At 48.5% G+C, this 24,005-nt stretch carries 23 protein-coding genes; 9 read left to right on the forward strand and 14 right to left on the reverse strand.

From position 1 onward, the window contains the following. The first annotated feature begins 8 nt into the window (after nucleotides 1-8). Genes ABIK47_02900 through xerD form a run of 3 tightly spaced genes read left to right on the forward strand, consistent with a single transcriptional unit; the run spans nucleotide 9 to nucleotide 3,183 of the window. On the forward strand, nucleotides 9-662 hold the full coding sequence (locus tag ABIK47_02900) for a hypothetical protein (GenBank protein ID MEO0019572.1): 654 nt from the start codon (nucleotides 9-11) through the stop codon (nucleotides 660-662). Nucleotides 663-668: 6 nt separating this feature from the next. Then, complete coding sequence (gene nadB, locus ABIK47_02905) at nucleotides 669-2,270, forward strand: L-aspartate oxidase (protein MEO0019573.1); 1,602 nt, start codon at nucleotides 669-671, stop codon at nucleotides 2,268-2,270. Then, a complete protein-coding gene (gene xerD, locus ABIK47_02910) occupies nucleotides 2,254-3,183 on the forward strand; it encodes a site-specific tyrosine recombinase XerD (protein MEO0019574.1) in 930 nt (309 codons plus the stop codon). Before nadB ends, xerD begins: the two co-directional genes overlap by 17 nt. 2 nt (nucleotides 3,184-3,185) lie before the next feature. Here xerD and purM read toward each other — a convergent pair whose 3' ends face one another. Then, entirely contained in the window at nucleotides 3,186-4,184 is a 999-nt protein-coding gene (gene purM, locus ABIK47_02915) for a phosphoribosylformylglycinamidine cyclo-ligase (GenBank protein MEO0019575.1), read from the reverse strand. A gap of 264 nt (nucleotides 4,185-4,448) precedes the next feature. Beyond that, entirely contained in the window at nucleotides 4,449-5,414 is a 966-nt protein-coding gene (locus ABIK47_02920; protein MEO0019576.1) for a GNAT family N-acetyltransferase, read from the reverse strand. A gap of 86 nt (nucleotides 5,415-5,500) precedes the next feature. Between ABIK47_02920 and ABIK47_02925 the strand changes: the two genes are divergently transcribed. Genes ABIK47_02925 through ABIK47_02935 form a run of 3 tightly spaced genes read left to right on the forward strand, consistent with a single transcriptional unit; the run spans nucleotide 5,501 to nucleotide 8,490 of the window. Beyond that, the gene (locus ABIK47_02925; GenBank protein MEO0019577.1) at nucleotides 5,501-6,742 is read left to right on the forward strand and encodes an LptF/LptG family permease; all 1,242 of its coding nucleotides are present in this window, start codon (nucleotides 5,501-5,503) and stop codon (nucleotides 6,740-6,742) included. Then, entirely contained in the window at nucleotides 6,739-7,833 is a 1,095-nt protein-coding gene (locus ABIK47_02930; GenBank protein MEO0019578.1) for an LptF/LptG family permease, read from the forward strand. The genes ABIK47_02925 and ABIK47_02930 overlap by 4 nt, the downstream gene beginning before the upstream one ends. A gap of 6 nt (nucleotides 7,834-7,839) precedes the next feature. Continuing rightward, nucleotides 7,840-8,490 carry a hypothetical protein gene (locus ABIK47_02935; GenBank protein MEO0019579.1) on the forward strand — a complete coding sequence of 217 codons (651 nt, stop codon included), beginning with the start codon at nucleotides 7,840-7,842 and terminating at the stop codon, nucleotides 8,488-8,490. On the opposite strand, the gene polX is transcribed toward ABIK47_02935, so the two are convergent. From polX to ABIK47_02960, 5 genes are read right to left on the reverse strand one after another with little or no spacing between them, the layout of a single operon-like run. Continuing rightward, complete coding sequence (gene polX / locus ABIK47_02940; protein ID MEO0019580.1) at nucleotides 8,482-10,221, reverse strand: DNA polymerase/3'-5' exonuclease PolX; 1,740 nt, start codon at nucleotides 10,219-10,221, stop codon at nucleotides 8,482-8,484. The genes ABIK47_02935 and polX overlap by 9 nt on opposite strands. Continuing rightward, nucleotides 10,206-11,687, reverse strand: a complete 1,482-nt coding sequence (locus ABIK47_02945) for an amidohydrolase (protein ID MEO0019581.1) — start codon at nucleotides 11,685-11,687, stop codon at nucleotides 10,206-10,208. The genes polX and ABIK47_02945 overlap by 16 nt, the downstream gene beginning before the upstream one ends. Continuing rightward, complete coding sequence (gene rlmD, locus ABIK47_02950; protein ID MEO0019582.1) at nucleotides 11,687-13,030, reverse strand: 23S rRNA (uracil(1939)-C(5))-methyltransferase RlmD; 1,344 nt, start codon at nucleotides 13,028-13,030, stop codon at nucleotides 11,687-11,689. Before rlmD ends, ABIK47_02945 begins: the two co-directional genes overlap by 1 nt. Beyond that, on the reverse strand, nucleotides 13,024-13,521 hold the full coding sequence (gene lptE / locus ABIK47_02955; protein MEO0019583.1) for an LPS assembly lipoprotein LptE: 498 nt from the start codon (nucleotides 13,519-13,521) through the stop codon (nucleotides 13,024-13,026). The genes rlmD and lptE overlap by 7 nt, the downstream gene beginning before the upstream one ends. Next, nucleotides 13,493-14,272 (reverse strand): sulfide-dependent adenosine diphosphate thiazole synthase, encoded by a 780-nt coding sequence (locus ABIK47_02960; protein ID MEO0019584.1) that lies wholly within the window; start codon nucleotides 14,270-14,272, stop codon nucleotides 13,493-13,495. The genes lptE and ABIK47_02960 overlap by 29 nt, the downstream gene beginning before the upstream one ends. Nucleotides 14,273-14,521: 249 nt before the next feature. Between ABIK47_02960 and ABIK47_02965 the strand changes: the two genes are divergently transcribed. Together ABIK47_02965 and ABIK47_02970 are read left to right on the forward strand one after the other, a co-directional pair. Beyond that, on the forward strand, nucleotides 14,522-14,938 hold the full coding sequence (locus ABIK47_02965) for a hypothetical protein (protein ID MEO0019585.1): 417 nt from the start codon (nucleotides 14,522-14,524) through the stop codon (nucleotides 14,936-14,938). 20 nt (nucleotides 14,939-14,958) lie between these two features. Next, nucleotides 14,959-15,303: a DUF4870 domain-containing protein gene (locus ABIK47_02970; protein ID MEO0019586.1), complete on the forward strand. Its 345-nt coding sequence runs from the start codon at nucleotides 14,959-14,961 to the stop codon at nucleotides 15,301-15,303. An 80-nt stretch (nucleotides 15,304-15,383) separates the two neighbouring features. On the opposite strand, the gene ABIK47_02975 is transcribed toward ABIK47_02970, so the two are convergent. The 4 genes from ABIK47_02975 to ABIK47_02990 are packed head-to-tail and all read right to left on the reverse strand — an operon-like array spanning nucleotide 15,384 to nucleotide 20,074. Continuing rightward, nucleotides 15,384-16,424 carry a glycosyltransferase family 4 protein gene (locus ABIK47_02975; GenBank protein ID MEO0019587.1) on the reverse strand — a complete coding sequence of 347 codons (1,041 nt, stop codon included), beginning with the start codon at nucleotides 16,422-16,424 and terminating at the stop codon, nucleotides 15,384-15,386. Nucleotides 16,425-16,432: 8 nt separating this feature from the next. Beyond that, entirely contained in the window at nucleotides 16,433-17,932 is a 1,500-nt protein-coding gene (locus ABIK47_02980; GenBank protein ID MEO0019588.1) for a hypothetical protein, read from the reverse strand. Nucleotides 17,933-17,935: 3 nt separating this feature from the next. After that, the gene (locus ABIK47_02985) at nucleotides 17,936-19,078 is read right to left on the reverse strand and encodes a glycosyltransferase family 4 protein (GenBank protein ID MEO0019589.1); all 1,143 of its coding nucleotides are present in this window, start codon (nucleotides 19,076-19,078) and stop codon (nucleotides 17,936-17,938) included. A gap of 33 nt (nucleotides 19,079-19,111) precedes the next feature. Next, nucleotides 19,112-20,074, reverse strand: a complete 963-nt coding sequence (locus ABIK47_02990; GenBank protein ID MEO0019590.1) for a histone deacetylase — start codon at nucleotides 20,072-20,074, stop codon at nucleotides 19,112-19,114. A gap of 876 nt (nucleotides 20,075-20,950) precedes the next feature. On the opposite strand from ABIK47_02990, the gene hslV reads away from it, so the two are divergent. Next, entirely contained in the window at nucleotides 20,951-21,487 is a 537-nt protein-coding gene (gene hslV, locus ABIK47_02995; GenBank protein ID MEO0019591.1) for an ATP-dependent protease subunit HslV, read from the forward strand. Here hslV and dapB read toward each other — a convergent pair. From dapB to ABIK47_03010, 3 genes are all read right to left on the reverse strand, one after another. Continuing rightward, nucleotides 21,484-22,203: a 4-hydroxy-tetrahydrodipicolinate reductase gene (dapB, locus tag ABIK47_03000; GenBank protein ID MEO0019592.1), complete on the reverse strand. Its 720-nt coding sequence runs from the start codon at nucleotides 22,201-22,203 to the stop codon at nucleotides 21,484-21,486. The genes hslV and dapB overlap by 4 nt on opposite strands. Continuing rightward, nucleotides 22,204-23,088 carry a 4-hydroxy-tetrahydrodipicolinate synthase gene (dapA, locus tag ABIK47_03005; protein MEO0019593.1) on the reverse strand — a complete coding sequence of 295 codons (885 nt, stop codon included), beginning with the start codon at nucleotides 23,086-23,088 and terminating at the stop codon, nucleotides 22,204-22,206. A gap of 9 nt (nucleotides 23,089-23,097) precedes the next feature. Continuing rightward, nucleotides 23,098-24,005 (reverse strand): cell division protein FtsH (locus tag ABIK47_03010; GenBank protein ID MEO0019594.1); only part of this gene is annotated, 908 nt, incomplete at its 5' end.

Genomic DNA, 24,005 nt, shown 5'->3' on the forward strand with positions numbered 1-24,005 from the left:
GAGGGACGATGACCCCTATTATTATATTGACAATAATTGTGTCACCGGCAGCAAATGATATTACCCTAAAAACATCAAGACGAAATGTAGCAATGCTTGCGTCAATGGTTTTACCCGGAACCGGTCAACTCCTAACCAATGCTAAGAATAGGGGAGAGGTAATGCTTTGGCTTGATGGTATTTTCTGGGCAGGATGGGCAGGATTCTCCTGGTATCGCAGCAGTCGGAACCAGGATGCCCAGTTGATTGCGGCAAAATATGCCCGAGCAGATATCACGATTAAAGACCCCCAATATTACCGGGCATTAGAGCGTTATGACAATGCCCAGGAATACAATGAGGATATTCGGCGAGAGGCGAGGGATTTATATCCTGATGACCCTGATGCCCAGCGCCGTTATTATGAAAGTCACGGCTATTTTGGGAGGTCTCAGTGGGATTGGGAGGCGGATTCAATTAGAATCTACTCCTATTGGCGCACAAGGAGGTCGGCTCGGGATGCGGGTATGACTGTTAGTTTTATCACTGCCGCGCTTCTTCTCAACCGATTTGTCAGTCTGCTTGACTGTATCTTCTTTACCCCGGGAGCCGACATAAAGCACCGAGTTGAAATCAACCCGAGCCAAAACCAGCCTGGCGTTGAACTGCGTTACCGCTTCTGATAGATAATGCAGGAAATAGAGGTTGATTACCTAGTCATTGGTTCGGGCATTGCTGGGCTCTGGTTTGCTTATAAAGCCGGGCAAAAAGGCAATGTCCTTATCGTAACCAAGAAAGATAGCGCGGAGTCAAATACCAACTATGCCCAAGGTGGTATTGCGGCTGCGGTCGCCGATGATGACAACCCGAGATTGCACTATGAGGACACTATAAGGGTTGGGGCGGGGTTGGCTCATCCAGAAATCGTTAAGTTGGTAACCGATGCCGGCCCCAGACTGATAAAGGAGTTGTGGGCACTTGGTGTCAACTTCTCGGTCCGTTCTGATAGCAAAGGTGAGCCCCGGTTTGACCTTGGTAGGGAAGGGGGACATCGGAGGCGGAGAATTGTCCATGCCCAGGACGCCACCGGATATGAAATCGAAAAGGGTCTTTTAAGAGCGGTGCGTGCCCTTGGGAGCGTAAAAATCTGGGAGGAGCATTTTACCATTGATTTGATTATTGACGAAGAGGGCGTCTTTTATGGCGCCGTGGTTTTGGGAAAGACAAGCGGAACGATAAAATTAATCAGGGCAAAAGCCTGCCTTTTAGCCACCGGGGGAATCGGACAGGTTTACCGGCATACCACCAACCCATCAATCGCTACCGGTGATGGGATCGCCATGGCGTTTCGTGCCGGTGCCAAGGTTGCCAATATGGAGTTCATCCAGTTTCATCCGACATCACTCTTTGGACAGCGGATTGACGACCGGGTTTTTCTTATTACCGAGGCGGTTCGTGGTGAAGGAGCGGTTCTCAAGACCAGGGATGGTAAGGAGTTTATGAACGCCTACCATCCGGATGGTTCGCTCGCGCCGAGAGATGTGGTTGCCCGGGCAATTGCTGCTGAGATTTCCCGGCGGGGGGATGAATATGTCTTGCTTGACTGCACCGGGATTCCTCACGATAGTTTGCGTCGGCGGTTTCCCAACATCTATGAGACCTGCTTAAGATTTGGCATTGACATCACCCGGGAGCCGATTCCGGTTGTGCCGGCTGCCCATTATGTGTGCGGCGGTGTGGTTGTCAACCAGTGGGGAGAAACAACAATTCCGAGGTTATTTGCTGCTGGTGAGTGTGCCTGCACCGGTCTGCATGGGGCCAACCGATTGGCTTCAAACTCCCTTCTGGAGGCGTTGGTTTTTGCCGAAAGGGCAGCGATTAATGCTACATCTGCCTATGGCAATTTCACCGGACAGCAATCAGCGGTTTTTCCAGCGGAATTAAACCTTGAGTATAAATTCGGAGCAGACGAGCAGGCCGTTAGTGCCGTTAACCGTTTGCGTGATGTTATGTGGTGTTATGCGGGAATAGTCAGGTCCGACAGCGGCCTTATCCAAGGAGAAAAGGAGTTAAATAGCCTTGTCCAGGAGGCAGAAAAAATCGGGAAATTAAACTCGGTTCCGGTTCTTGAGATGCACAATATGCTTTTAGTGGCTCGCCTGATAATGAGGTGTGCTCGGCAAAGGCTGGAGTCGCGTGGTCTTCATTACAATCAGGACCACCCCTTGCCTGATGAACGGTTTGAGCATGATACCATCATTTCTAAGGCGGAGTTTGAACCGGTTAATTGAAAAGAGGAATGGTCAGAGAACTTCCTCGGAAATTCTGGAAAAATTTGCCCATTATCTTTTGGTTGAGCGTGGGGTAAGTGAGACATCGGTTGAGTGTTACCTTACCGATGTGGCACAGTTCCTCAAAGACCAGCCAGCGGTGGCTCGGGAGCCATCGAAAATTCAGCCGCACCAAGTCCGGGGTTTTATCCGCAAACTGAGTGATTGCGGACTGTCGGTTTCAACAATAGCCCGCAAGTTAATTTCTTTGAGGGCATTTTGCAATTTTCTTATACATGAGTTTAACTTGCCTTCTTCCCTAATGGTGGATTTGAAGATGCCCAAACAAAGGCGCCTTTTGCCAAATGTCCTCAGTCAGGAGGAGGTGGCAGAACTGATTAAGGCAACAGATAAGGTTTCAGACCGCTTCTCGCAATTGCGGGCAAAGGCGATGCTTGAGGTTGTCTATGGTGCCGGTCTGCGGGTTTCAGAACTGTTAAACCTCACTACCGGTGACATTGACCTCGGCGAAAGATTTGTCCGGGTTGTGGGTAAAGGTTCAAAGGAAAGGGTTGTTCCTTTGGGAGAACCCGCGATTCAGGCGGTGAAGGATTATCTTGCAATCGCCCGTCCCCATTTTAGCCGCAACCGAACCAGCCCCTATCTTTTCCTGAATGCGCGGGGCAATAGGCTGACAAGAATGGGTTTCTATAAGATTTTGAAAATGTGTGTCCGGCTGGCTGGTATCAGAGGGAGGGTTACGCCCCATACATTGCGCCACTCCTTTGCTACCCATCTCCTTGAAGGCGGCGCAGACCTGCGGGTGGTTCAGGAGATGCTCGGTCACAAAGACATCAGCACAACCCAGGTTTATACCCATATTGACCGAAGTTATCTGCGTGCTGTCTACAAAACATTTCATCCCCGGGGATAGCTTTAAATGACAACTACGCCGAAGGTTCCACGGACAATCTTACCAATTACCCTTGAGCGAGGAATCGCCCTGATTATCCTTTTTGCCCGCTCTGGAGAGGCAAAAGCCACCATCCCCATTCCCATATTAAAGGTCCGATACATCTCCTCCTCAGGAACATCCCCCAACTTCTGAATTAGCCGAAAGATGGGTAAAGGGCGCCAGGATGCCTTTTTGATGATGCAGGAGGTCTCCTCTGGCAAAAGCCTCCTGATATTTTCATAGAAGCCACCACCGGTAATGTGGGCAAGCGCCTTGATGTGTTTTAACAGGGGATATACCATTTTCAAATAGGAGCGATGCGGACGTAGCAGCTCTTCACCCAGCGAGCATTTTAAACCTTTTAAACGGGATTTTAAACTTAACCGGTGCATTGAAAAAAGGACCTTGCGGACAAGTGAATAGCCATTGGTGTGTAGCCCGTTTGAAGGAATTCCGATAGCCACATCACCAGGCTCCAGTCTCTTCGGGTCGACAATCTTATCCCTCTCGACTACCCCGACAATAAACCCGACCAGATCAAATTCACCGGGTCGATAAATGTCTGGCATCATTGCAGTTTCACCACCAACAAGCGCAATAGCGTTCTGTCTGCAGGCCTTTACCAGCCCTTTGACAATTGCGGTGAGCTGGGTGCTACTCAGGTCTGAATGGGCGATGTAGTCAAGGAAAAACAGAGGTCTTGCACCCAAGGTGAGGATGTCGTTGACCGAGTGATTGACGATGTCAATCCCTACGGTATCATATCTCGCTGCCATCTTGGCGATTAGCGTCTTTGTCCCCACACCGTCGCAACTGGCAACCAAAACCTGATTTTTTACCTTCGGCAGTACAAAGAGGGAGCCAAATAACCCAACATCCGAAAGCACCCCAGGAGTTTTCGTTGTACGGACAAGCCGGGCGATTTGTTTTTTTACGAGGTTCATCCGTTCGATATCAACTCCCGCATCAAGATAGCGCATAAAACAATCTACCTATGGAAAGGTCTTGAGTCAAGTTCTGGTTTTTCTGACACTCTCAGTTAATAAGAATTGTTCTAAGCTAATAATTTCTAATAACTTGCTTGCCTTTTCTTTTAATAACCAACTTCAGAGGGGGAGTAACCCCCCGGGTGCATCCCGATTCAATAACAACTATACATTTAAATGTGCAGATATTTTTCAATATAAATTTAGATTCTCATGTGGTGTTACCATTAAAATCGTAGGGAGTGAAGAAAGGAACGGCTATAAGGACTTAAAATAGAAGTTGTAGGTGCGGCTCGGGTCCGGACGGAACCCCAAACGCCAGTAGAGGGATAACACCGGGTTGCTGCTGAAAGAGGCAACAAGCGCAAACTTTGCCCCTTGATTTTTAATCCATTGCAACGCGTAAACCAAAAGCGCCCAGCCAATGCCTTGGTGCCGCCATTGAGGTAGAACCCCAAACTCGGCAATCTCATAAATCAGTTCTTGGTTTCTATCATCCCGGAAAATTAAAAGATAGCCAATCGGCTTGTTGCCTGCTCGGGCAAAAAGAAACTGCTCAGGCTGGAACCTTGAATCGGAGGTCTCCCAGTCAAGGTAAACATCACTTACTGGTTCACCCTGATTGGGGATGTCATCGAACACCTGCTGCGCCAGTGCTGATAATTCCTGCCTTTCCCGTTTAAGGTCAATTGGGGTGATGGTGATGCCTGAAATTGGTTGGTATTCAGGCAGCGATTCCAGGTTGTGCTGAAAACCGAGCATAGAAATGGGATGGAGGGAAAAACCAAGTTCCATTAATATGGGCGGGTGGATATTGTCAGTGCTGCGGTAGAATATCATCGCCTCATTCACGCGAAACTTCTTGGCGAGGGTTTGGGCAATAGTAAATAGTTCATCAGTGAGCAAATGATAGCAGTCCCTTCCGCGTGCTTCGGATCCAAGGTAAAGCCCCATATTAACAATGTCCTTTTGATGCCAAACTGAAACTCGTGCCCAGCCATAGCCGATGATTTTCCCGCTTTTTTCTAAAACCAGCCCCGCCCCATTCTGCAGCCAGTCAACATTAAAGAGGCGTTCGATCTTTTCAATTGACTCGGCAGGTCGTTGACCGATTTCAGCATAAATCTGATGGGTCAACAAACCGATTGCCCGAGCATCACTGTTATTCAAGGGGCGGACCTTGAAAACTTGATAATCACCTAAACTCATACCGTGCGTGGGCAATTTTGCTGGATGATAGCAAAATTATTCTACCTGTCAATTAAAATCCGTCCGATTGACATATAAAATTCAAGAGGTATGATAATTAAATGCGATTACTACACCGCGAGGTGCTAAAGGAATTTCTGCCCCTGTTTGTTTTTGCCATTCTCGTTTTAGCCTTTGTTTTACTGATGGACCGGCTTTTTCTTTTGGCCGACCTTTTGGTGCGCAAGGGTGTACCGGTTGGAGTTGTCGGTGAGATTGCATTCTTTTCCCTGCCTTTTGTTATTTCTATCAGCGCTCCTTTGGGCGGATTGATTGGTGGTGTTGTTACATTTGGCAGGATGTCCCAGGATAATGAGGTGGCGGTGGTGCGTGCCGCCGGTGTGCCGGCGTGGCGTCTTTTTGTCCCGGTTCTTTTCTTGGGCGCACTGCTTGTCCCGGTGATGGTCTTTTTTAACGGCTTTGTGGTTCCGGAAACCCAGCACCGGGTGCGTAATCTCTTGACCGATATTGCCCGAAAAAAACCGGCGCTACGGATTCAGGAGAGGATTTTTATGGACGACTTCCCGGGCTATATGGTTTATATCGGGTCAATGGATGAGCGTCGTTCAACCGTCACCAATGTGGTCATCTTTGAGCGAACCCGCGGCAATCGCACCCCGGCATTTATCACCGCCCCTAAGGGAAAAATTAGCTACACTTCTGACGACCGGTATCTGATTCTCAATCTTTATGATGGAGAAATCCACGAACTGATTGAGAGTGGCAACTACCGCCGGCTTTCCTTCCGGGAACATACAATCAACATCCTGACCGATGATGAACTGGTGCGCCGGGGTCGGGAATACCGCAGTGATGATGAACTGTTTCTGCCGAATCTTTTTAAGCAAGTTGCAACAATAAAAGGAGATGTCGCCAAGTTAAATCAGGAGGTTAAAAAGCTGAGTCAACAAGCGCAAGGTGATCAGGCGAGACTTATGCACTTGGACGAATTAAAGACAAGGTTACGTTATCGCCGACTTGAAGCGGTTCGTTCCCAGACCGAGATTCAGAAGAGGTTTTCCCTGGCATTTTCGTGCCTTTTCTTCTTACTCTTTGGAGCACCTGTGGGTTTAATTTTACGCCGGGGGGGGATTGGCACAGGGTTTATAATCGGACTCGTTTTTTTTGCCGTTTATTACATCCTGCTCCTCGCCGGTGAGAATATGGCAGAAAGTGGCAAATTGACACCTTTTGTTGGAATGTGGTTGCCCAATATCGTATTAGTATTACCGGTGACAGAATTACTTTCAAGAACACTTTTTGAATTTTCACCCCTACGGATGTTATTAACCCTTAAAAGATGAGAATCATTGATCGGCATCTTTTGAAGGAGATGGTTAAGTTTACACTTCTGGCTTTAGCAAGCGTGGTGATTATCTATCTCCTGATAGACCTGTTTGAGGAGTTGTCCTACTTTACCACGAGAAAGGTCAGTTTCCTGGTAATTCTTAAGTATTATTTCTACAGTTTACCTTCAGCAGCGACACTCTTGTATCCGGTAAGCCTAATTCTCGCGGTATTTGTTGTTTACGGGCAGATGACAAGATACAATGAAATAGCCGCCTTCAAAAGTTCTGGTATAATTGTCTACCGGCTTTTTGCCCCGGCGATTGTTGTGGGAGCGATTACTATTATAATTTATCTACTCGGTAATGAGTTTGTTACCGTTCCTTTTAACCGGCGCCTCAGCGACCTCCGCCGGTATGTGATTGAAAAAAGAGGATCTCCCGAGAACGAAAAAAGACAGGATGTGTATCGCATTGACGCCAATATTGTTTTGTGGGCACGGGAACTGGAGAAGCCTCATTATGACTTTCAGGGCATAACTTTGAGGAATTTTTTGCTTATTAAGCTTAACAAAAAACGCCGTGTTGTCGAAAGAATAGATGGGGAAATTGCCGTATACGATGATAGTGGGTGGGTTGGTATGGCTCTGAAAAGGCGAGAATTTGACTCTACGGGCAAGGAAAATTACCATTATCTGGAAAAAGGGGAATTGGATATGCTGGAGAAAAAAGCAGTGGAATGGGGTCGCCCGGCAAGACCGGTTGAAGAGATACCAACACTCCTCCTGTCCAGATACATCAATCAGCTAAAGGCAATAGGGGAAAATGTTGTCCGAGAGGAGGTTGAATATCACTACCGGTTTTCTTACGCGCTCATTGGGTTAATCGTTGTGCTCTTGGGGCTTCCTCTCTCGGTAAAATTGCGTCGTGGTGGGGTAATGCTTGGTCTCGGTCTCGGTCTACTTTTTTCCTTTCTTTACTGGGGGGTCATTCAGACCTGCCGCGCACTTGGTGGTTCCCATGTGGTCACGCCCGCGGTTGCTGCTTGGCTACCCAACCTTATCTTTGCCGCTGTGGCAGCTGTACTTTTCTTCCAAGTAGAAAGATAACCAGCGATGCTTGGCGTTCTCTTTATACCTTTGTTTTTGCTTTCAGCAAATCCTAACAGCATCAGCTGTGACGCTGATAGCGATTGCTATTATCTCCCATCCCAGGCAATAGTTGCCAAGAAAAAGGCACCAGCGTTGATTCTACTCCACTGTAACGGCGCCACAAGAGAGGATTTGGATACCTGTCGTTTAATTGGCGATTCTCTTGGCTGGATTTTAGCAACCTGCCATTCAAGCAGAAATCACCGTGACATTCATCTAAATGATGGGGATATCGTTAAGACAATAAACAAATTACTCAGATATTATCCGGTTGATACAAACCGGATATATCTTTTCGGATTCTCCGGACAGGGTGTGCAAGCGCTGGCAACAATGTTTTTACATCCAGAACTGGTGCGTGGGGTGATAACTGTCTGTGCTCATCAAGCCACCTTGAATCTGGCAATGCCAGAACTACTCGACAACCATTTTGTTTATCTTGTAACTCGAAACCAAGACTGGAATCTTATGGCTAACTATCAGCTCTACTGGGAGTTAAAGTCCTGGGGTGTAACCTGTACGCTTGCTGTCACTGCAGGCGAGCACAGTGCTGGTTCCTGGCGGGAGATTCTTTATGGCTGTTACTGGCTTTCTCAGCAAAAACCATCAAAATGAACGCGGGGCGACTTTGTTCAGAAGTTTCAAAAGTTTGTCAAAGGAAAGGCAATTAATGACATCCTCCTTTTCCAGCCATGCCCGCCGCGCCGTGATGACCCCGTAACGGATCCAGTTCAGTTCCGCAACCGCATGGGCATCGGTATTTATTGCCAGTAAAACACCCGCCTCTTTAGCCTTTCTTGCCCAAATGTCATTTAAGTCCAGACGGGCGTAATAGGAGTTAATCTCCAAGACCTTATGAAACCTTGCTGCATATTCTATCACCCTTTCAAGGTCAATCTCATAACCTGCTCTTTTGCCAATAAGACGACCGCTGGGATGAGCGATAAGATGAACCAAGGGGTGTTGGATGGCATAACAAATTCGACTAGTTGCCTCCTTACTAAACGCCTGATGAATTGCGGCAATTACCAAGTCGAGCCGGGCAAGGGTTTTATCAGAGTAATCAAGTCTGCCACTGGTGGTAATATCAACCTCAGCCGATTTTAACACCCTAAACCCTTTTAACTTTGAATTTAACCTATCAATCTCATCGCACCTCTTTAGTAATTCATCCTCGTTGAGCCCCCCCGCGTAGCCTGCAGAAACGGAATGCTCAGCGACGGCAATATGAGAGTAACCACGTTCTTGACAGGCAGCAACAATCTCCTCAAGCGAAGAGTTGCCATCCGAGGCATCGGTATGGATATGAAGGTCACACTTAATGTCCTCTAACTTTATCAACTTGGGCAGCGAACCTTCCTTTGCCGCCTCAATTTCTCCTCTGTCTTCCCGCAACTCTGGCTCAATATAAGGTAGACCCAAAGCTCGATAAACTTCAACCTCTGTTTTTCCGGCAATACGGCGCTCACCCTTGAAAACACCGTATTCAGAGATTTTTAAACCTAATTTCTGTGCCATTGAGCGCAGGGCAATGTTGTGGTCTTTGGAACCAGTGAAGTACTGGAGAGCTGCACCAAAAGCATCGCTTTCCACCACCCTCAAATCAACCTGCCGAACCCCGGTGCCGGTGCCAACAAGGATTGATGCCTTCGTCTCCCCAGCAGAGACTACTTGTCTGATCAAGGGGTAATTAATAAAGCGTTGAACAATCATCTTGGGGTCGCTCCCAGTTGCTAAGATATCAATATCACCAATCGTTTCTTTGCCACGGCGCAAGGAACCAGCAACAGCAACCTTTTTTACCTGCGGTTCCTTTTGGAGGTGGGCGATGATAGATTGAGCCAGTTCGTCCGCCTCATTTAGATACATCCTTTCCTTAGAATGTTCCGCGGTCTCAATACCTTTGAGGATATTCTCTGCCTTCTTCTCACCCATACCCGGAAGTTTTGCTAACGAGCCATCAGCCAAGGCCCTTTTTAAACTCTCAAGGTCCTTTACCCCTAATTTTTCATAAACCAGTTTGACCGTTTTCGGTCCAACCCCGGGAATTTCCAAAAGTGTGAATAATCCAGGTTCGAGTCCACTTGTTGCCTCTTCAAGTTTTTTCATTTTGCCAGTAGTCAGGTATTCATGAATCTTTTTGGCGATGCCGGATCCAATGCCAGGAATAGTCTCCAGCCGGTTTGCCTTATCCAGTTCTGCCACATCCTCAGTTAAATCGGCAAGCACCCGCGCAGCCTTGCGATAGGCAAGGACCCTAAACCCTGTTTCTCCCTTTAACTCTAAGGCGTCGGCGATACGGGCAAAGATTCGGGCAAGTTCCTGATTAACTACCGCCATTTGCATTTCTGATAAACTACTCTCCCAGCACAATAGGTGGCGAGGACCTGACAGCAAGGATTTTCCCTTGGGTCGGCATCAAGGACAACGAAATCGGCATCAAACCCGGGTTTGAGGATTCCGGTTTTGTTTTCAATGCCCAGAGAATAGGAGGCATTGGCTGTGAACAGATCAAAGGCATCTTTGCCTTTGATCCGCTGAGAGACATTGGGCAGAGAAGTTGCTGCCTTGATTCCTCTAAGAGGGTCCAGTGGCGTGATAGGCGAGTCAGACCCCCCAGCAACGGTAATCCCATTTTCTAAAAGCAACCGCAGTGGATTGGTATTTTCCCAGCGTTCCCCAAGTCTTTGAGCATACATCCCGAGAGGCCCCCCCCAAGTGGTTTCAAATACGGGCTGAACGCAAACTATGAGCTTTAACTGCGCTATGCGCCTTATTAATTCTAAGGACAACAGTTCCGCATGTTCTATGCGATGGCGTAACGGGTTGTCAAAGCCATTTTCAACTAAAGATTCATGGCATCTGAGTAGTTGCTCAATCGCCCGGTCACCAATTGCGTGAAATGCGGTCTGGAGTTCAAGGTTGGTTGCCTGAGAGATGAATGCAACAATTTCTTCGTCAGTATGATAGAGCAGCCCTTTGTATCCAGGTGCATCAGCATAATCCTTAGTCAAAGCAGCGGTATGGGAACCAAATGAGCCATCAATGAGCAGACAGCCGCCAATCCTGGCTAAACCGAATTTCCGGGCGATAAACGGATTCCAACTTTGGAGAAAAGGCACCATCCTTATTGGCGCCTCATCAAGGGCATCAAGGAGGGTTTTCCATTCCTCTTCTCCAAGTTCATTTGAGCCGATGAGAGCTGCAAGGGTAGTAACGCCGTTCTTCACAGCGATTTGTGAGGTAAGTTGAAACGCCTCTTTGACAATCTCTTTGGGCAGTTGCCGTTTGAGTTTAGTCGACAAGGACTCATAGGCAGGGCCTCTGACAACACCGGTAGGTTTCCCCGCGCCATCAAGTTCGACACCATCACTTACTGTCTCTGGTAGTAATTTAAGCGCCTCTGAATTGCCAACCCCGGAATGACCATCAACCCGGTAAACAAAAACAGGTTTTCTCTGGCACAATCGGTCAAGCTCCCGGCGATAGGGATAACGGTGCTCCTGTAAGCGCTCAGGTTCAAGATTAAATCCAAGGATGATTGGCGAATCCGCCTTTTCTCTAAGAGCTGTGGAGAGGCGCTCTAACACATCTGGAATTGACTTGGCAGGGGAGAGGTCAGGATAAAAAAGCCCCAATCCTGTTTCCAAGGGGTGAACATGGCTGTCAATAAAACCGCTGCAAATATAGTAACTACCAACCACCTCCTCTGTAGGGATGAGCGCTACTATCCTACCATCTTGAAAAACCATTCTCCCCGGATAAGGCTCTGTTTCCGGCTCAGGAATCAAAAGCCCAGAAATAACTTCCATCAGCCCTTTCTGACAAGTTTTGTTATTACCTCAATATGGGCGGTCTGGGGAAACATATCAACGGGCTCAACCTCCTGACAGGTAAACCCGATTTCCTCCAGGACAACCAAATCTCGTGCTAAGGTTGCAGGGTTGCAGGATATATAAACAATTGTATTCGGCTTTAACCGGGCGATCTGACGAAGCGTATCGAAATCACAGCCTTTCCGGGGCGGGTCGAGAATAACAATATCAGCGCTGTCAATTTGAGCGATATGTTCGTTCACATCACCTTCAATAAACTGGACATTTTTGGCCATCTGCATCTCGGCGTTAAACCGAGCATCGGCTACTGCACTGGGTTCAATCTCAATGCCAATAACCTTTTTCACCTTATCGGCGATAATTAGGCTGAGCATCCCCACACCGCTAAACAGGTCAACAACAGATTCATACCCTGATGGTTCTACAAAATTTATAACTTTTCGTGCCAACTCCTCTGTCTGAGATATGTTTACCTGAAAGAAGGACTTAGCGGAGACGCGGAACCCCTTTCCTAAAACGACCTGATTGATGTAATCCTTACCATAAAGTGGTGTCGTTTCTTTACCTAAGATGCGATTGGTCCTTTCCGGATTGACGCTCTGCACCACGCCCGTTATTTGCGGCAAATCTGCCAGCCTCGCCACTATTTTTGAAGAAATTTTCTTTGTCCGGGTGACGAGGATGACCAAAACACCATTGTCGCCCCCCTGACGCAGGATGATATGCCGAACATTGCCGAGATGTGCTCGCTCATCATAGGGCTTTTCACCACTCATTATAATCGCCTCGTATAAAATCTGGCGGACATCGTCGAATAGCTCCGGATGCAAAAGACAGGCAGAGATGTCAATGAGCCGGTGGCTCCTTTTTTCATAAAATCCGATTAAGAGGTTCTTTTGCGCCCCCACCGGGTACTGGGTTTTGTTGCGGTAGCGCCACTCCGCGGATTGAAATTTGATGTTCTTGACCGGGACATAGATTTTGCCCAAATGCTGAAGGGCATCATTTACCAAGAGTTTTTTCACAACCAGTTGCCCGGTATAACTGATATGCTGCAGTTGGCAACCGCCACACCGCCCATAATAAGGGCAGGCAGGTTGAATCCGGAGGGGAGAGGGCTCAATCACCTCTTCAATCTGCGCAACCGCATAGTCGCGCTTACGCAAAACAATCCTTGCCCTGACCCGTTCTTCAGGTGCGGCAAATGGAACAAACACCTTCAGACCATCCAGTTCTGCCAGACCATCCCCTCCCAGGATCAACCTGTTCACAAACAACTCTACCGAACCGGTCTGACGGGAGACCGAACTAATTACCATGCGGTGATAATCTGGCGGGTAATTTCACGGGCAAGTTTTTCAATCGCCTCGCTGAGGGCATCCTCTTCAGATTTTCTTTCCGGTTCGTAGGAAATCCTTGTGCTGATGGTGCCAGAAAAGAAGGGCTCGTTGCGGACCTGGTCTTGTGCCTCCACCTGGGCGGCGAGGCTGATTTCATAGGCGGAGATGGTCTGCTCGGCATCATAGGCTGCTGCGGTCCTTGAATAACCTGTTAAGGTAATTGAAACCACCAGGTCCGCGTTTTCTAAGGAGGTCACCCGCAGGTTGCGGTCAGAATTGAAGACCCTTGGCAAAACCAGGCTTAACTCCTCAGCCAGCCCAGGCTGGGTTGTTGAGTTCTCTACCGCGGTAATGGCAACGGTTTTGAGATGGGGTGGAAGCAAAGAGCGGGTCGAGTAGCCGCAGGAGATGACCGTAAGAAAAATTGCGGTAATAAATAACTCAAGTTTTGAGTTTGTTAATGATTTCATCTGCCACCTTCTGTCCGGAGAGAAACATTCCGCCAAATATCGGACCCATTCTTGGCGCGCCCGCTACCGCATTGGCAGCCATTCCTGCCACCCATAATCCTGGATAGACCTCACAGGTGTTTTCAAGGACCAGTCTTTCGGCACGTTCAGCCCACATCGGTCCCTCGCCTTCGAATCCGCCGGAAGGGGTGTTGAGTTTGACCTTTGCCTTCTGAATAAGGCGGTTGACAACCTCGGCAGCATGACCGGTGGCATCGACAACCGCTCTTGCCGAGACCGTGAGCGGGTCAACATGAAGTTTTGCCATCTCCACCGCGCTCCAGTTTATCACCAGACCGCAAACCCTTTGCTCTATCAAAACCACATCCTCAGCACTGACGAGGTTAAATATCTTGACCCCTGCACGACTAACCCGGACAAGCAATGCCCCAAGGGTTTCAAGCGGGTCAAGGACAAAGTAGCCTGGTTTGTGTTCCAGGGGCCTGACGCCCAACTCGGTCATAAGTCCGACCGCCTCCTTTTGCACAACAATTTCAGAAAACATCATCCCACCTCCAGGCATCCCACCACCAGGTTTTAATGCCCGCTCAAAAACAACGGTCTTTAGCCCCTTTTCTGCTATTTTCCAGGCTGCGGTCAAACCTGAAGGACCAGCACCAACTATCGCCACATCGGTTTTAAGGTTGTCCAAAAACTTTTCTAAAAACCGCTCAACAATCGCTTGGGTAATTTCAACTTCTTTTATCATCATAATTAATGGTAAACAGATGCCAGCATAAGTCAAGCGGCTGATGGGGGAAAGAAGCAATATTGTAATGACCAATACCATTTTTGCCCTGGGGGCTGTCCCTCGGAAAATTTGGTATCAAGATAAGATTTTAAATTTCAATTACTTAACAGAAAAGGACAGCGCTAATTTGGTGTATATATACATAAACTTAAGCAGCTGGCTTTAGTTGTTGACAAAAGGAAGGGAAGGGTTATAATACCTGCACAAAGTATGGCAGAAATAAAGATTGAAGGAGAAGGCGAGAACTTATCTCAGGAGATAAGAATCCTGTCGGCAATTGGCTACCTGCCGATGCTTTTCTTTTTACCCCTGATTCTCAGACCAAAGGATGGTTTTTGCCGTTTTCACGGTATTCAGAGCCTGGTAATTTTGCTCGCACTGGCAACTGTTTGGGTTGCGATTTACATCCTTGACTTTATCCTGGGCAAGGTTTTGGGAAGTATGATTCTTTTGGGCTTTATCTTTAAGATTACCGCCTGGCTTGTCCATTATGTTGCCGGGACCGCAATCTCAATTCTGTACATTTTATTGATAATTTACTGTTTCATTCAGGCAGCCGCGGGTCAGCGCTGGCGGGTTCCGGTATTGGGAGCCTATGCGGAGCGGCTGCACATCCGTTATGAATAAAACCTAAAAAGGAGGAGTCAATGGCAGAGGAAGAAAAAAGGATAGAGAGCGGTGATGATGTGGAAAAGGGCAAAGGCCTGGCCTGGCTATCATATCTTGGGATTCTCTGGCTTGTGCCGCTGTTGGCAATGAAGGAGAATGAGTTCTGCAAGTTCCATGTCAAACAGGGAATAATGCTGACAATCTGGTTTGTGGCGATCAGCATCGTCGGTGCAATACCGTTTATCGGCTGGTTTGTCATCTGGCCAATCGGCTACATCTTCGGGCTTGTTATGATGATAATGGGCATCATCAATGCCGCCACCGGCAAGTACTGGAAGATGCCATTCTTAGGAGGGCTGGCAGCCAACTGGTTCAAATTCTAAAGAGCGATACCTTGTTCTGATAATAAATATTATGTAAACTAAATAGAGAAACCTGTTAAACCCTTTTAGTCAACTTTAATTTATTCCCTTTCCCCTATTGAAAACTTTGTATACCAGTCCAAAAGAACCCTACCACAGTTTTCCCAGAGAAAGTTTTTCCGGATGTGCTCTTTAAGTTCGTTTGTTTTGGGTCTATTCAGGCTCTGTTTTATTGCCCTTTCTATTGATGAAACTGATTTTGGTTCAAGATAGGTGGCATAGTTCCCAAAATACTCCTTTGTGCCACCATAGCAGGTTATGCACACCTTTGCTCCTGCCAGCCCTGCCTCAAGTGCTGAAAGCCCTGGTGTTTCATATAAAGATGGTAATACAAATGTGTCGCAGGCAGCATAGGCAGACTCGAGGAGCGGCGAATCTGGTGCCAGTTGGGGAATCAATTTCAGGTTTGGTGCCCCTTCAATAATTTTAAGGCATTTTTGGCTGTATTCATTGTTTAAGACCGGACCGATTATCACCCCGGGTATCCGGTTCTTTTTTAACACCTGCAACAAAGGCAGGAGGTTCTTTCTGCCCATACCGATGTGACCAACATAGAGAACAAACTCCTTAATCCCGTATTCCTTGATAAAAGGGTCGGGCTGGGCATAATAAAACCTTTCCTCAACACCATTGGGAACAACCCCGATTTTTTCTTTTGGAATGTCAAAGCCGCGGGCAATCAGCTCTCCTTCCTCAACGGTATTAACCAGTATCAGGTCTGCCATCCCGCACAGCTCCTTGCAGAAGAGATGCTCGGTCCAGTACCCGCCATATCTTCTTATTTTTGTTACAACGGCTAGCGCTGCCCTTAACTTGGCAGGCTGGTGACGGCTGTAAAATACCGGTGTTAATATCAGTTTCATTCCCAGACCTTTTATTGCCCGACCAAGGTGGTATGTGCCCACATTGGCGCCAAAAAGGTGGAAAAGGTTGAACTCGCTTAGGTCATATCTTTTCCACGGGTCAAAAAGTTCAACATTAACACCAAGTTTATTCAAAACCCGGGCAAGTGAGCGAACCTGAACCTCAACACCACCGCCAAGCAAAGTTACCGCTGAGAATGAGCCAAAAAGAGCCTTCATCTCATCAACTATACCATTTCCCCCTTAATCTGCAACCTCCTCTGGATTTGCCTGACCATTTCCTGGATGCGCAGTTTCAATGGGTAGCTTTTTGTCCTGATCTCCTCTCGGTCAAATGGCACCACCAGAACCGGTTCCCATTTGAGGGCATCAAAATCTATCCTTTGGGTGGTTAATGGCAGAGTTGCCATTTTTCCCAAATATTTTAGGACAATATTTATATCCGATATCCCGTTCGCCGCCTCTAAATCAATTTCCCCTTCATTAAACCGGCAACTGTATTTGACCCTTTCCCTCTGCTGCCACCATCGGCAGTATTCGCCAAGTGTCATAAAGGAACCGCACCGCTCAAGCCCATATTTCAGAACCTCGGTGATAACCCTTGGGTAGCGGACAATCATATCCGGATGGTCATAGAGAAAACAGGGCTCTCCCCTGGCAATCTGTAAATCAATCACCCTCTGGTAATACTCTATCATCCTCTTTTCATCCATTTTTGCCCAGGCGAGTCTGCCCAAGGAGACCGGGTGAACTGGAATCTGCATTACCGGGCTTTCCTTTTGATTAACAATCGGTCTGGAAGGGACATCATCATAGGAGTAACCGAACTCGCTTGAGTATTCAAACCCAAGTTCAGCAAATACCTTATCAAGGGTTTCGTTCCATATCCCATAGGGTGCGGCAACACCTTTGGGATTTACCCCTGCCCTTTTTAAAATCTCAACACCTTGAGAGAAGTTGCGGTAATTGCGCTCAAAATCGGGATAGATTAGATGCCGGTGGCAGTGGAGTTGAATCTCCTGACCGGAAAGAACCTTGACAACATCAACGATGTCATTGGTAAAGGTTGCGGTTCTTAAAAACCAGGTCCATCTCATCTTAAGCCTTTTGGCAATCTCTGCTGCGGCTATAATCTCTGCAGGTGAACTGAAATCGGTATCAATCCGAAAGCCAAATACTGACCGATGCCCTTTGGGCACGTAGGAGAGGTGGAGATAGGGAATGTTTTGGAAGTTCAGAATTGCCCTCAGGCAGCCGGCAAAAAGCCTCCTTAGCCCTCCCCTATCTGCAGTGGCAACCGTTTCATAGGGTAGCCTTCTGCCTCTCGCAAGAAACCGCTTCAACCTCGTTCCCCGATGCCTAAGCAAGAACTTCGGTTCAAATGGCAGGACAATCAATTGACCAGAGCCGTTGTCTTCACCCTGATAAAGGAAGTTTTGCCCTTTGTCCGTTTTGCCGGTGTTGGCAGATTTTGGTATCAGACACCAGGCGTTGATGTCAACCAGCCCGGTATTGAAAAAGATTTCGGTTTTATCCGGAGCAAGAAATTTGACCCTGACCCTTTTACCAAGAACCTCTTTGGGCAAATCGCTGGTTGTGCTCAAAATGGTCTGACCGTTCCTGGTGTTGATAAAAACCCGGGCATCAATCTCTTCTACCGCAAAAGGAACCCCCTCCTGTCTTAATAATGAATTAAGGTAAATATCCTGGTCTTTAAGATATACCATCTTTCAACCGCTGAGCCGCTCGTAGATTTCCATCAGGACCTTCTCCGCATTTTGCCAGTTGTATTTACTCTCTGCCGCACCTCTGCCTGCCAGACCCCGGCGAATCGCCTCCTCTGGGTTTTCCAGGACCTGATTGAGCGCAGCCGCAATCGCATCTGGTCTTGTCGGGTCAACAAGCCAGCCGCACCGGGCATCATTCACAATCCGGGCTATCTCCGGAAAGTTGCTGGCAACAACCGCCAAACCGGCGAGCATAAACTCAAAAAGTTTACTGGGCTGATTTGTCCAGTCATTGCCCCTTTTAGGCTGGAGAAGAATCACCCCACCAAGGCAGGGCCTGATGATTTCAAAAACCTTGGCATAGGAGTCAACCCTTTCAAGGAAGCGGACATTCTCCTCAAGATGGTTTTCCCTGATAAACCCTTTTGCCCAGGTCTCAATGTCATCACGCGGGTCAAACTCCCCCCTGACCAGGAGCCGCACATTCGGAAACCGTGGCTTTACCATTGTCAGCGCCTTTAACAGGCGGTCAAAACCCCTCGGACGGCAGATTAGCCCGGTATAAACAAACCAGGGCTCTCTTTTATTCAAAGGCTCTTTAACCAGTTCCAGGGGTGCATAATTGGGAACCTGCCTTGCCCTTCTGCCCCGGCGCTGAAACCGTCTTGCCCGCAACGGGTTTGTCTCAATTATTTCATCTGCATTTTTAGTCGCCCGATATTCAAGACAGGTGACAACCAGCCAGCCAAGAAGGCGCAAGGGCAAGGGAAAGTCATTCCGGTCAAGATACATCTGCGGAAACCACTCGCACGACTCATAAACTATCTTCACCTTTGGACGATGCCTTTTAATCAGAAATCCAATCCCCAAACACCAGGGGTCACAACAGTGATAAATATCCGCCCGCTGTTCAATTGCGATTCGGGCAATCTCCTTTAAGGTCAAAACCTTCCTAACCCCTTGATGCTCTTTGACACTGATGAGTTTTATCCCATCTTGATAATGAATGCCGCTTTCCCTTCCCAGACCGATGATGGTCACATCATAACCGGCGATTTTGAGCGAGCGCGCCTCCCGGTCAAGAAAGCGGGTGTAATCCGTAGGGTGGGATGATGTCAAAAAACAGACCCTGATTTTGCGCCCCATTCGTTTATGGGTAAGGGTCTAAAGACCCAGTTTTTACTTCTCTGTTTTTTCGTTCCTGTTCTGGTTGTTATTAATGTTATTTTCCTCTGCTGCCTTTGGCGGCAACTGTCCGAGTGCGCGCAGGCACTCCCGCGCGGTATTGACATGAATCTCAACCGTATCCTCGGTGTTCAGGGCATAGCCGCCTGCCAAGACCGGCACAACCGGAATCCCTGCCTTATAGCAGTTGCTTATCACCATCCTGTCCCGCAATGCCAGCCCCCTTTTGGTCAGACGCAATGTCCCCAACTTGTCGTTCATATAAGGGTCCGCACCAGCAACATATATCACCAGCTCCGGCTTGTGCTCCTCAATAATCCTGGGCACCGCCTCCTGGATGTGCCTCAGATACTCCTCATCACCGGCGTCATCATCAAGCCCGATGTCCCAACTTGAGCGCTCCTTTATCGGATACAGATGCTCCTGATGGATGGAAAAGGTAAAGACCCTGGGGTCATCCTGAAATATCCGCGCGGTGCCATTGCCCTGATGCAGGTCGCAGTCAATTACCGCCACCCGCTCAACCTTGCCCTCAGACTGCAGTTTTCTGATTGCCACCGCAATGTCGTTGATATAGCAGAACCCCTCAGCCCGGTCAGCAAAGGCATGATGGAACCCGCCACCGATGTGCATCGCAATCTTATCCTCAAGGGCAAAACGGCTGGCAAGGATTGTACCCGAACTGTGCAGGAGAAACCCGAACACAATCTCCCAGGTCAGGGGCAATTCAGAGCGGACCGTTCTTGATGTCCAGCGCAGGTTCAAGAGGTCGTCAAGATAATCCTTGGTATGCACCAGCCTGATGTCATCAATCACCGGCTCTGGCGGCTCAAAAAAATCGCCCTCCTGTACCAGCCCCTTGGCAAGCAGCGACTCCTTCACCATCTTATACTTGTCGGTCGGAAAGACATGAACGCCGATATTGAAATGATACCGGTCGGAATATACAAATCTCATATCAACTTATCCTTTTGGTTCTTCTGTAATCTTAAATAAGAGAAAATTATAGCAAATAAAAACCCGTTGTCAAACCAATCACCAATCATTGGGCAAAAACCATCCCCTCACCAAACTTTCCATCGCACCGAGCTGCCCTTTCCCATCTCGGTTCAACACGAGTCATTGACATTATAAAAATACCTTCCAATCTCTCAGCATAAAACTTCACTACCCAAATGGATTGACCCTTCAAATCATTCGACCCCTGCCTGATTAACACCACCCCAAATCCCCTTATATCCCCTCCCCTGACTATCGCCCCGGATAGGACTCGGTGATTCACTCCCCGAGTCACTTATAGATTCACTCCCTGAATCAATTACCGATTGAGACCAGGACTGAGTTACCGATTGACCCTCCGATTAATCCAGGCAGTCTCTGGGTAAATCACCCCCTTAGTGAATCACCGAATCAATTACCGATTCAATCAGCAACTGAATCGCCGATTCACTCAGGGAATCACTCAGGGGGTCGTTCCCTGGGTCACCCAGGGGGTCACCCCCTGAATTACTCCCCGAATCCTCTCCCGTACCGTATCTAAGATTGGTTTCTGAATTGGATAAACAACCATAAGTTATTTTATTTCAAATATTTATATTATAATCCTCCTCATCTTCCGTCTCCTCAGCGTAATCACCTTGGGGTTATTTACAGCTAAGATTTGTCGGCGCTATTCGTAAGGTTTGTTCGCTTGATTTATTTTTCCCTTTACATCCGTTTTAAGACAATGCTTTTCTGGCTTATTCTTCCACAGGCTGGTAATATAAAGCCCTGACAGCCAATGTCAGTAAAAATAAATGTTTACAGACCAATAGTTGCTGGTATAATATTTTGATGGCTATTGGTTTTCATCACACCACCATCATCGGCGTGCGCCGGGATGATAAGGTGGCGATGGCTTCAGATGGTCAGGTCACCTTGGGTGAGACCATTCTCAAGCACTCGGCGCGCAAGATAAGAAAACTGCACAATGGCAGGGTTCTTGTCGGCTTTGCCGGTGCTACCGCTGATGCCTTTACCCTGTTTGAGAGGTTTGAGGCAAAACTTGAGGAGTTCTCTGGGAACCTGCCCAGGGCGGTTGTTGAACTTGCCAAGGACTGGCGCACCGATAGGGTCCTGCGCCGGCTTGAGGCGCTTTTGGGGATTATGGACCGGCAGTATTCCTATGTTGTTTCCGGTTCTGGTGATGTGATTGAGCCTGATGATGGGATTGTTGCTATAGGCTCGGGTGGTCCTTATGCCTTAATCGCTGCCAGGTTGCTTTTGAAGCACACCTCGCTTTCTGCAGAAGAGATTGCGCGCGAGGCGATTCAGCAGGCGGCAGCGGTCTGCGTGTATACCAATAAAGAGATTTTTATTGAGACGATTTAGTCTTTGAGAATGTCAGCCATTGAGTAAAAGCCTGGAGGCTGAGAAACAACCCAGCGGATTGCCCTGATAACACCAGAGGCAAATGCGGCTCTCGTTTCTGCTCTGTGAACAAGCTCCAGCCTCTCCCCAGGTCCACCAAAAATCAGCCGGTGCTCGCCAACAACATCACCGGTGCGGATTGAGAAAATTTCTATCCCCCTCTCCCCTATCCTCTCCTTAATCCTTTCAACGAGCATCTTTGCCGTTCCTGAGGGTGCATCCCTTTTTCTCTTATGATGGGTCTCAATCAGATGGATATCATAATCCGGACCGAGGAGTTGCGCTGTCTCCTGGGAAATTTTTGTTAGAACCGCCACGCCCAAGGAGAAGTTCGGGGCATATACCACCGGAATCCTTTTGCCGGCATTCTTAAGTTCCTTTAGTTCTTTATCACTCAAGCCGGTGACACCGGTGATAAAGGGCTTATTTTTATCAGCGCAGAGAAGGAGATTTTTGCCAACCGCCTCAGGAACAGAAAAGTCAACCACCACATCGGTCATCTCAATCAAATCCTTCAGTTCGGAAACAACCGCACCAGAACCTGCTGGTTTTCCTATCAATGGATGGGATGGGGCTTCAACACCACCGACAAGTTCAATATCATTCTCAAGGCTTATGAGCCGGGCAATCTCGCCCCCCATTCTGCCACCAAACCCGACAACGACAACCTTAACCATCTACTCCTTTAAGTTGAGCCCGTAGTTTTTCAGCGCCTGGCGCAGGAGGGGCTCATTCTGCGGACTTAAAGGGCAAAGGGGCAGCCTTGGCTCACCTGCCGGCATTCCCAAGAGAGCCATTGCCGCCTTGACCGGAATCGGATTGGTCTCCACAAAAAGCGCCTTGATTAATGGAAACAGTTTTAGATGGCGCATCCTTGCCTGTTCAACCCTGCCGGCAAGGAAGTCGTCAACCAGCCCCTGCACATCTACAGGCACGATATTGGAGGCAACCGAAATGACACCCTTGCCACCAACCGCAAGGATGGGCAGTGTTAATGAGTCGTCACCTGAAAGCACGGTAACCCGCTCAGCACATCTCTGGATGATCTCGCTGGACTGGTCAAGGCTGCCTGACGCCTCCTTTACCGCAACAACATTCGGGCAGTCTTTAATTAGCCGCTCGATTGTTGCGGGCAGGATATTGACCACACTCCTGGGCGGGATGTTATAGACAATCAAGGGCAGAGCGGTTGCCTCGGCACAGGCACGAAAATGGCGGTATAGCCCCTCTTGAGTTGGTTTATTGTAATACGGGGCAACAACCAGGACCGCATCCACACCCAACGCCTCTGCCCGCTTAATCTGCTTTATTGACTTGTGGGTTGAGTTTGTGCCGGCACCAGCGATTACCTTAACCTTGCCCTTTGCCTCACTAACTGCGGTTTCAATCACCATCTCAGTCTCCGCATCGGTCAGATTGGGTGCCTCACCGGTTGAGCCGCAAACCAATACCCCTTTGACACCCGCTCTTAACTGAAACCTGATGTTTTCCCTTAAGCCCTCAATATCAACCCCTCCATTCTTAAACGGTGTGATTAATGCGGTGATACAGCCTGAAAACATCCTGCCTCCTTACAATGGCGGGATTAAACCCTTATCATTCTCCTCTGCCCCAATGCCCAAAATCCGGTCAACATCTGCCCCGGTCAAGACCTCCTTTTCCAGAAGCGCCTTTGCCAGTGCATCCAGTTTCTCTTTGTTTTCGCTTATCAGCCGGTGCGCCCTTTCCAGCTGGCTGTCAACAAACCGCTTGATTTCGGAGTCGATGAGCCTGGCGGTCTCCTCAGAAAATGTCCGGTGCAGACCAAGTTCCCTGCCTAAGAAAATCTCCTCTCCACCCTTGCCAAATGTGAGTGGTCCAACCTTTTCGCTCATCCCCCATTCTGTAACCATCCTGCGGGCAAGGGTTGTTGCCCGGTCAATGTCATCCCTGGCACCGGTAGAGGTGTCGCCAAAGACAATCTGCTCTGCTGCCCTGCCACCCAGCATCACCGTGAGTTGATTCAAGCAGTATTCCCGGGAGTAGATACGCTTGTCATCAAGAGGCAGTTGCTGGGTGACACCCAAGGCCCTGCCCCGCGGGATAATCGTTACCTTGTGAATCGGGTCGGTTCCCGGAATCAGCCTTGATACCAAGGCATGACCCGCCTCGTGATAGGCAATCCAGCGCTTCTCCTCGTCCTTGATCAAAAGGGAGCGGCGCTCAACACCCATAAGAACCTTGTCCTTGGCATCCTCAAAGTCCTGCATCGTTACCGCTGTGCGCGCCCTTCTCGCTGCCAAAAGTGCCGCCTCATTCACCATATTTGCCAGATCGGCACCGGAAAAGCCTGGGGTGCTGCGTGCCAAAACCTTGACATCAACATTGGGGTCAACCGTTATCTTGCGGATATGGACCCGCAGAATCCCCTCCCTGCCCAAGACATCAGGCAGGTCAACCACAATCTGGCGGTCAAACCTGCCCGGTCTTAAAAGTGCCG

The organism is candidate division WOR-3 bacterium, assembly GCA_039801245.1.
Taxonomy (GTDB): domain Bacteria; phylum Hydrothermota; class Tepidihabitantia; order Tepidihabitantales; family Tepidihabitantaceae; genus JAOABP01.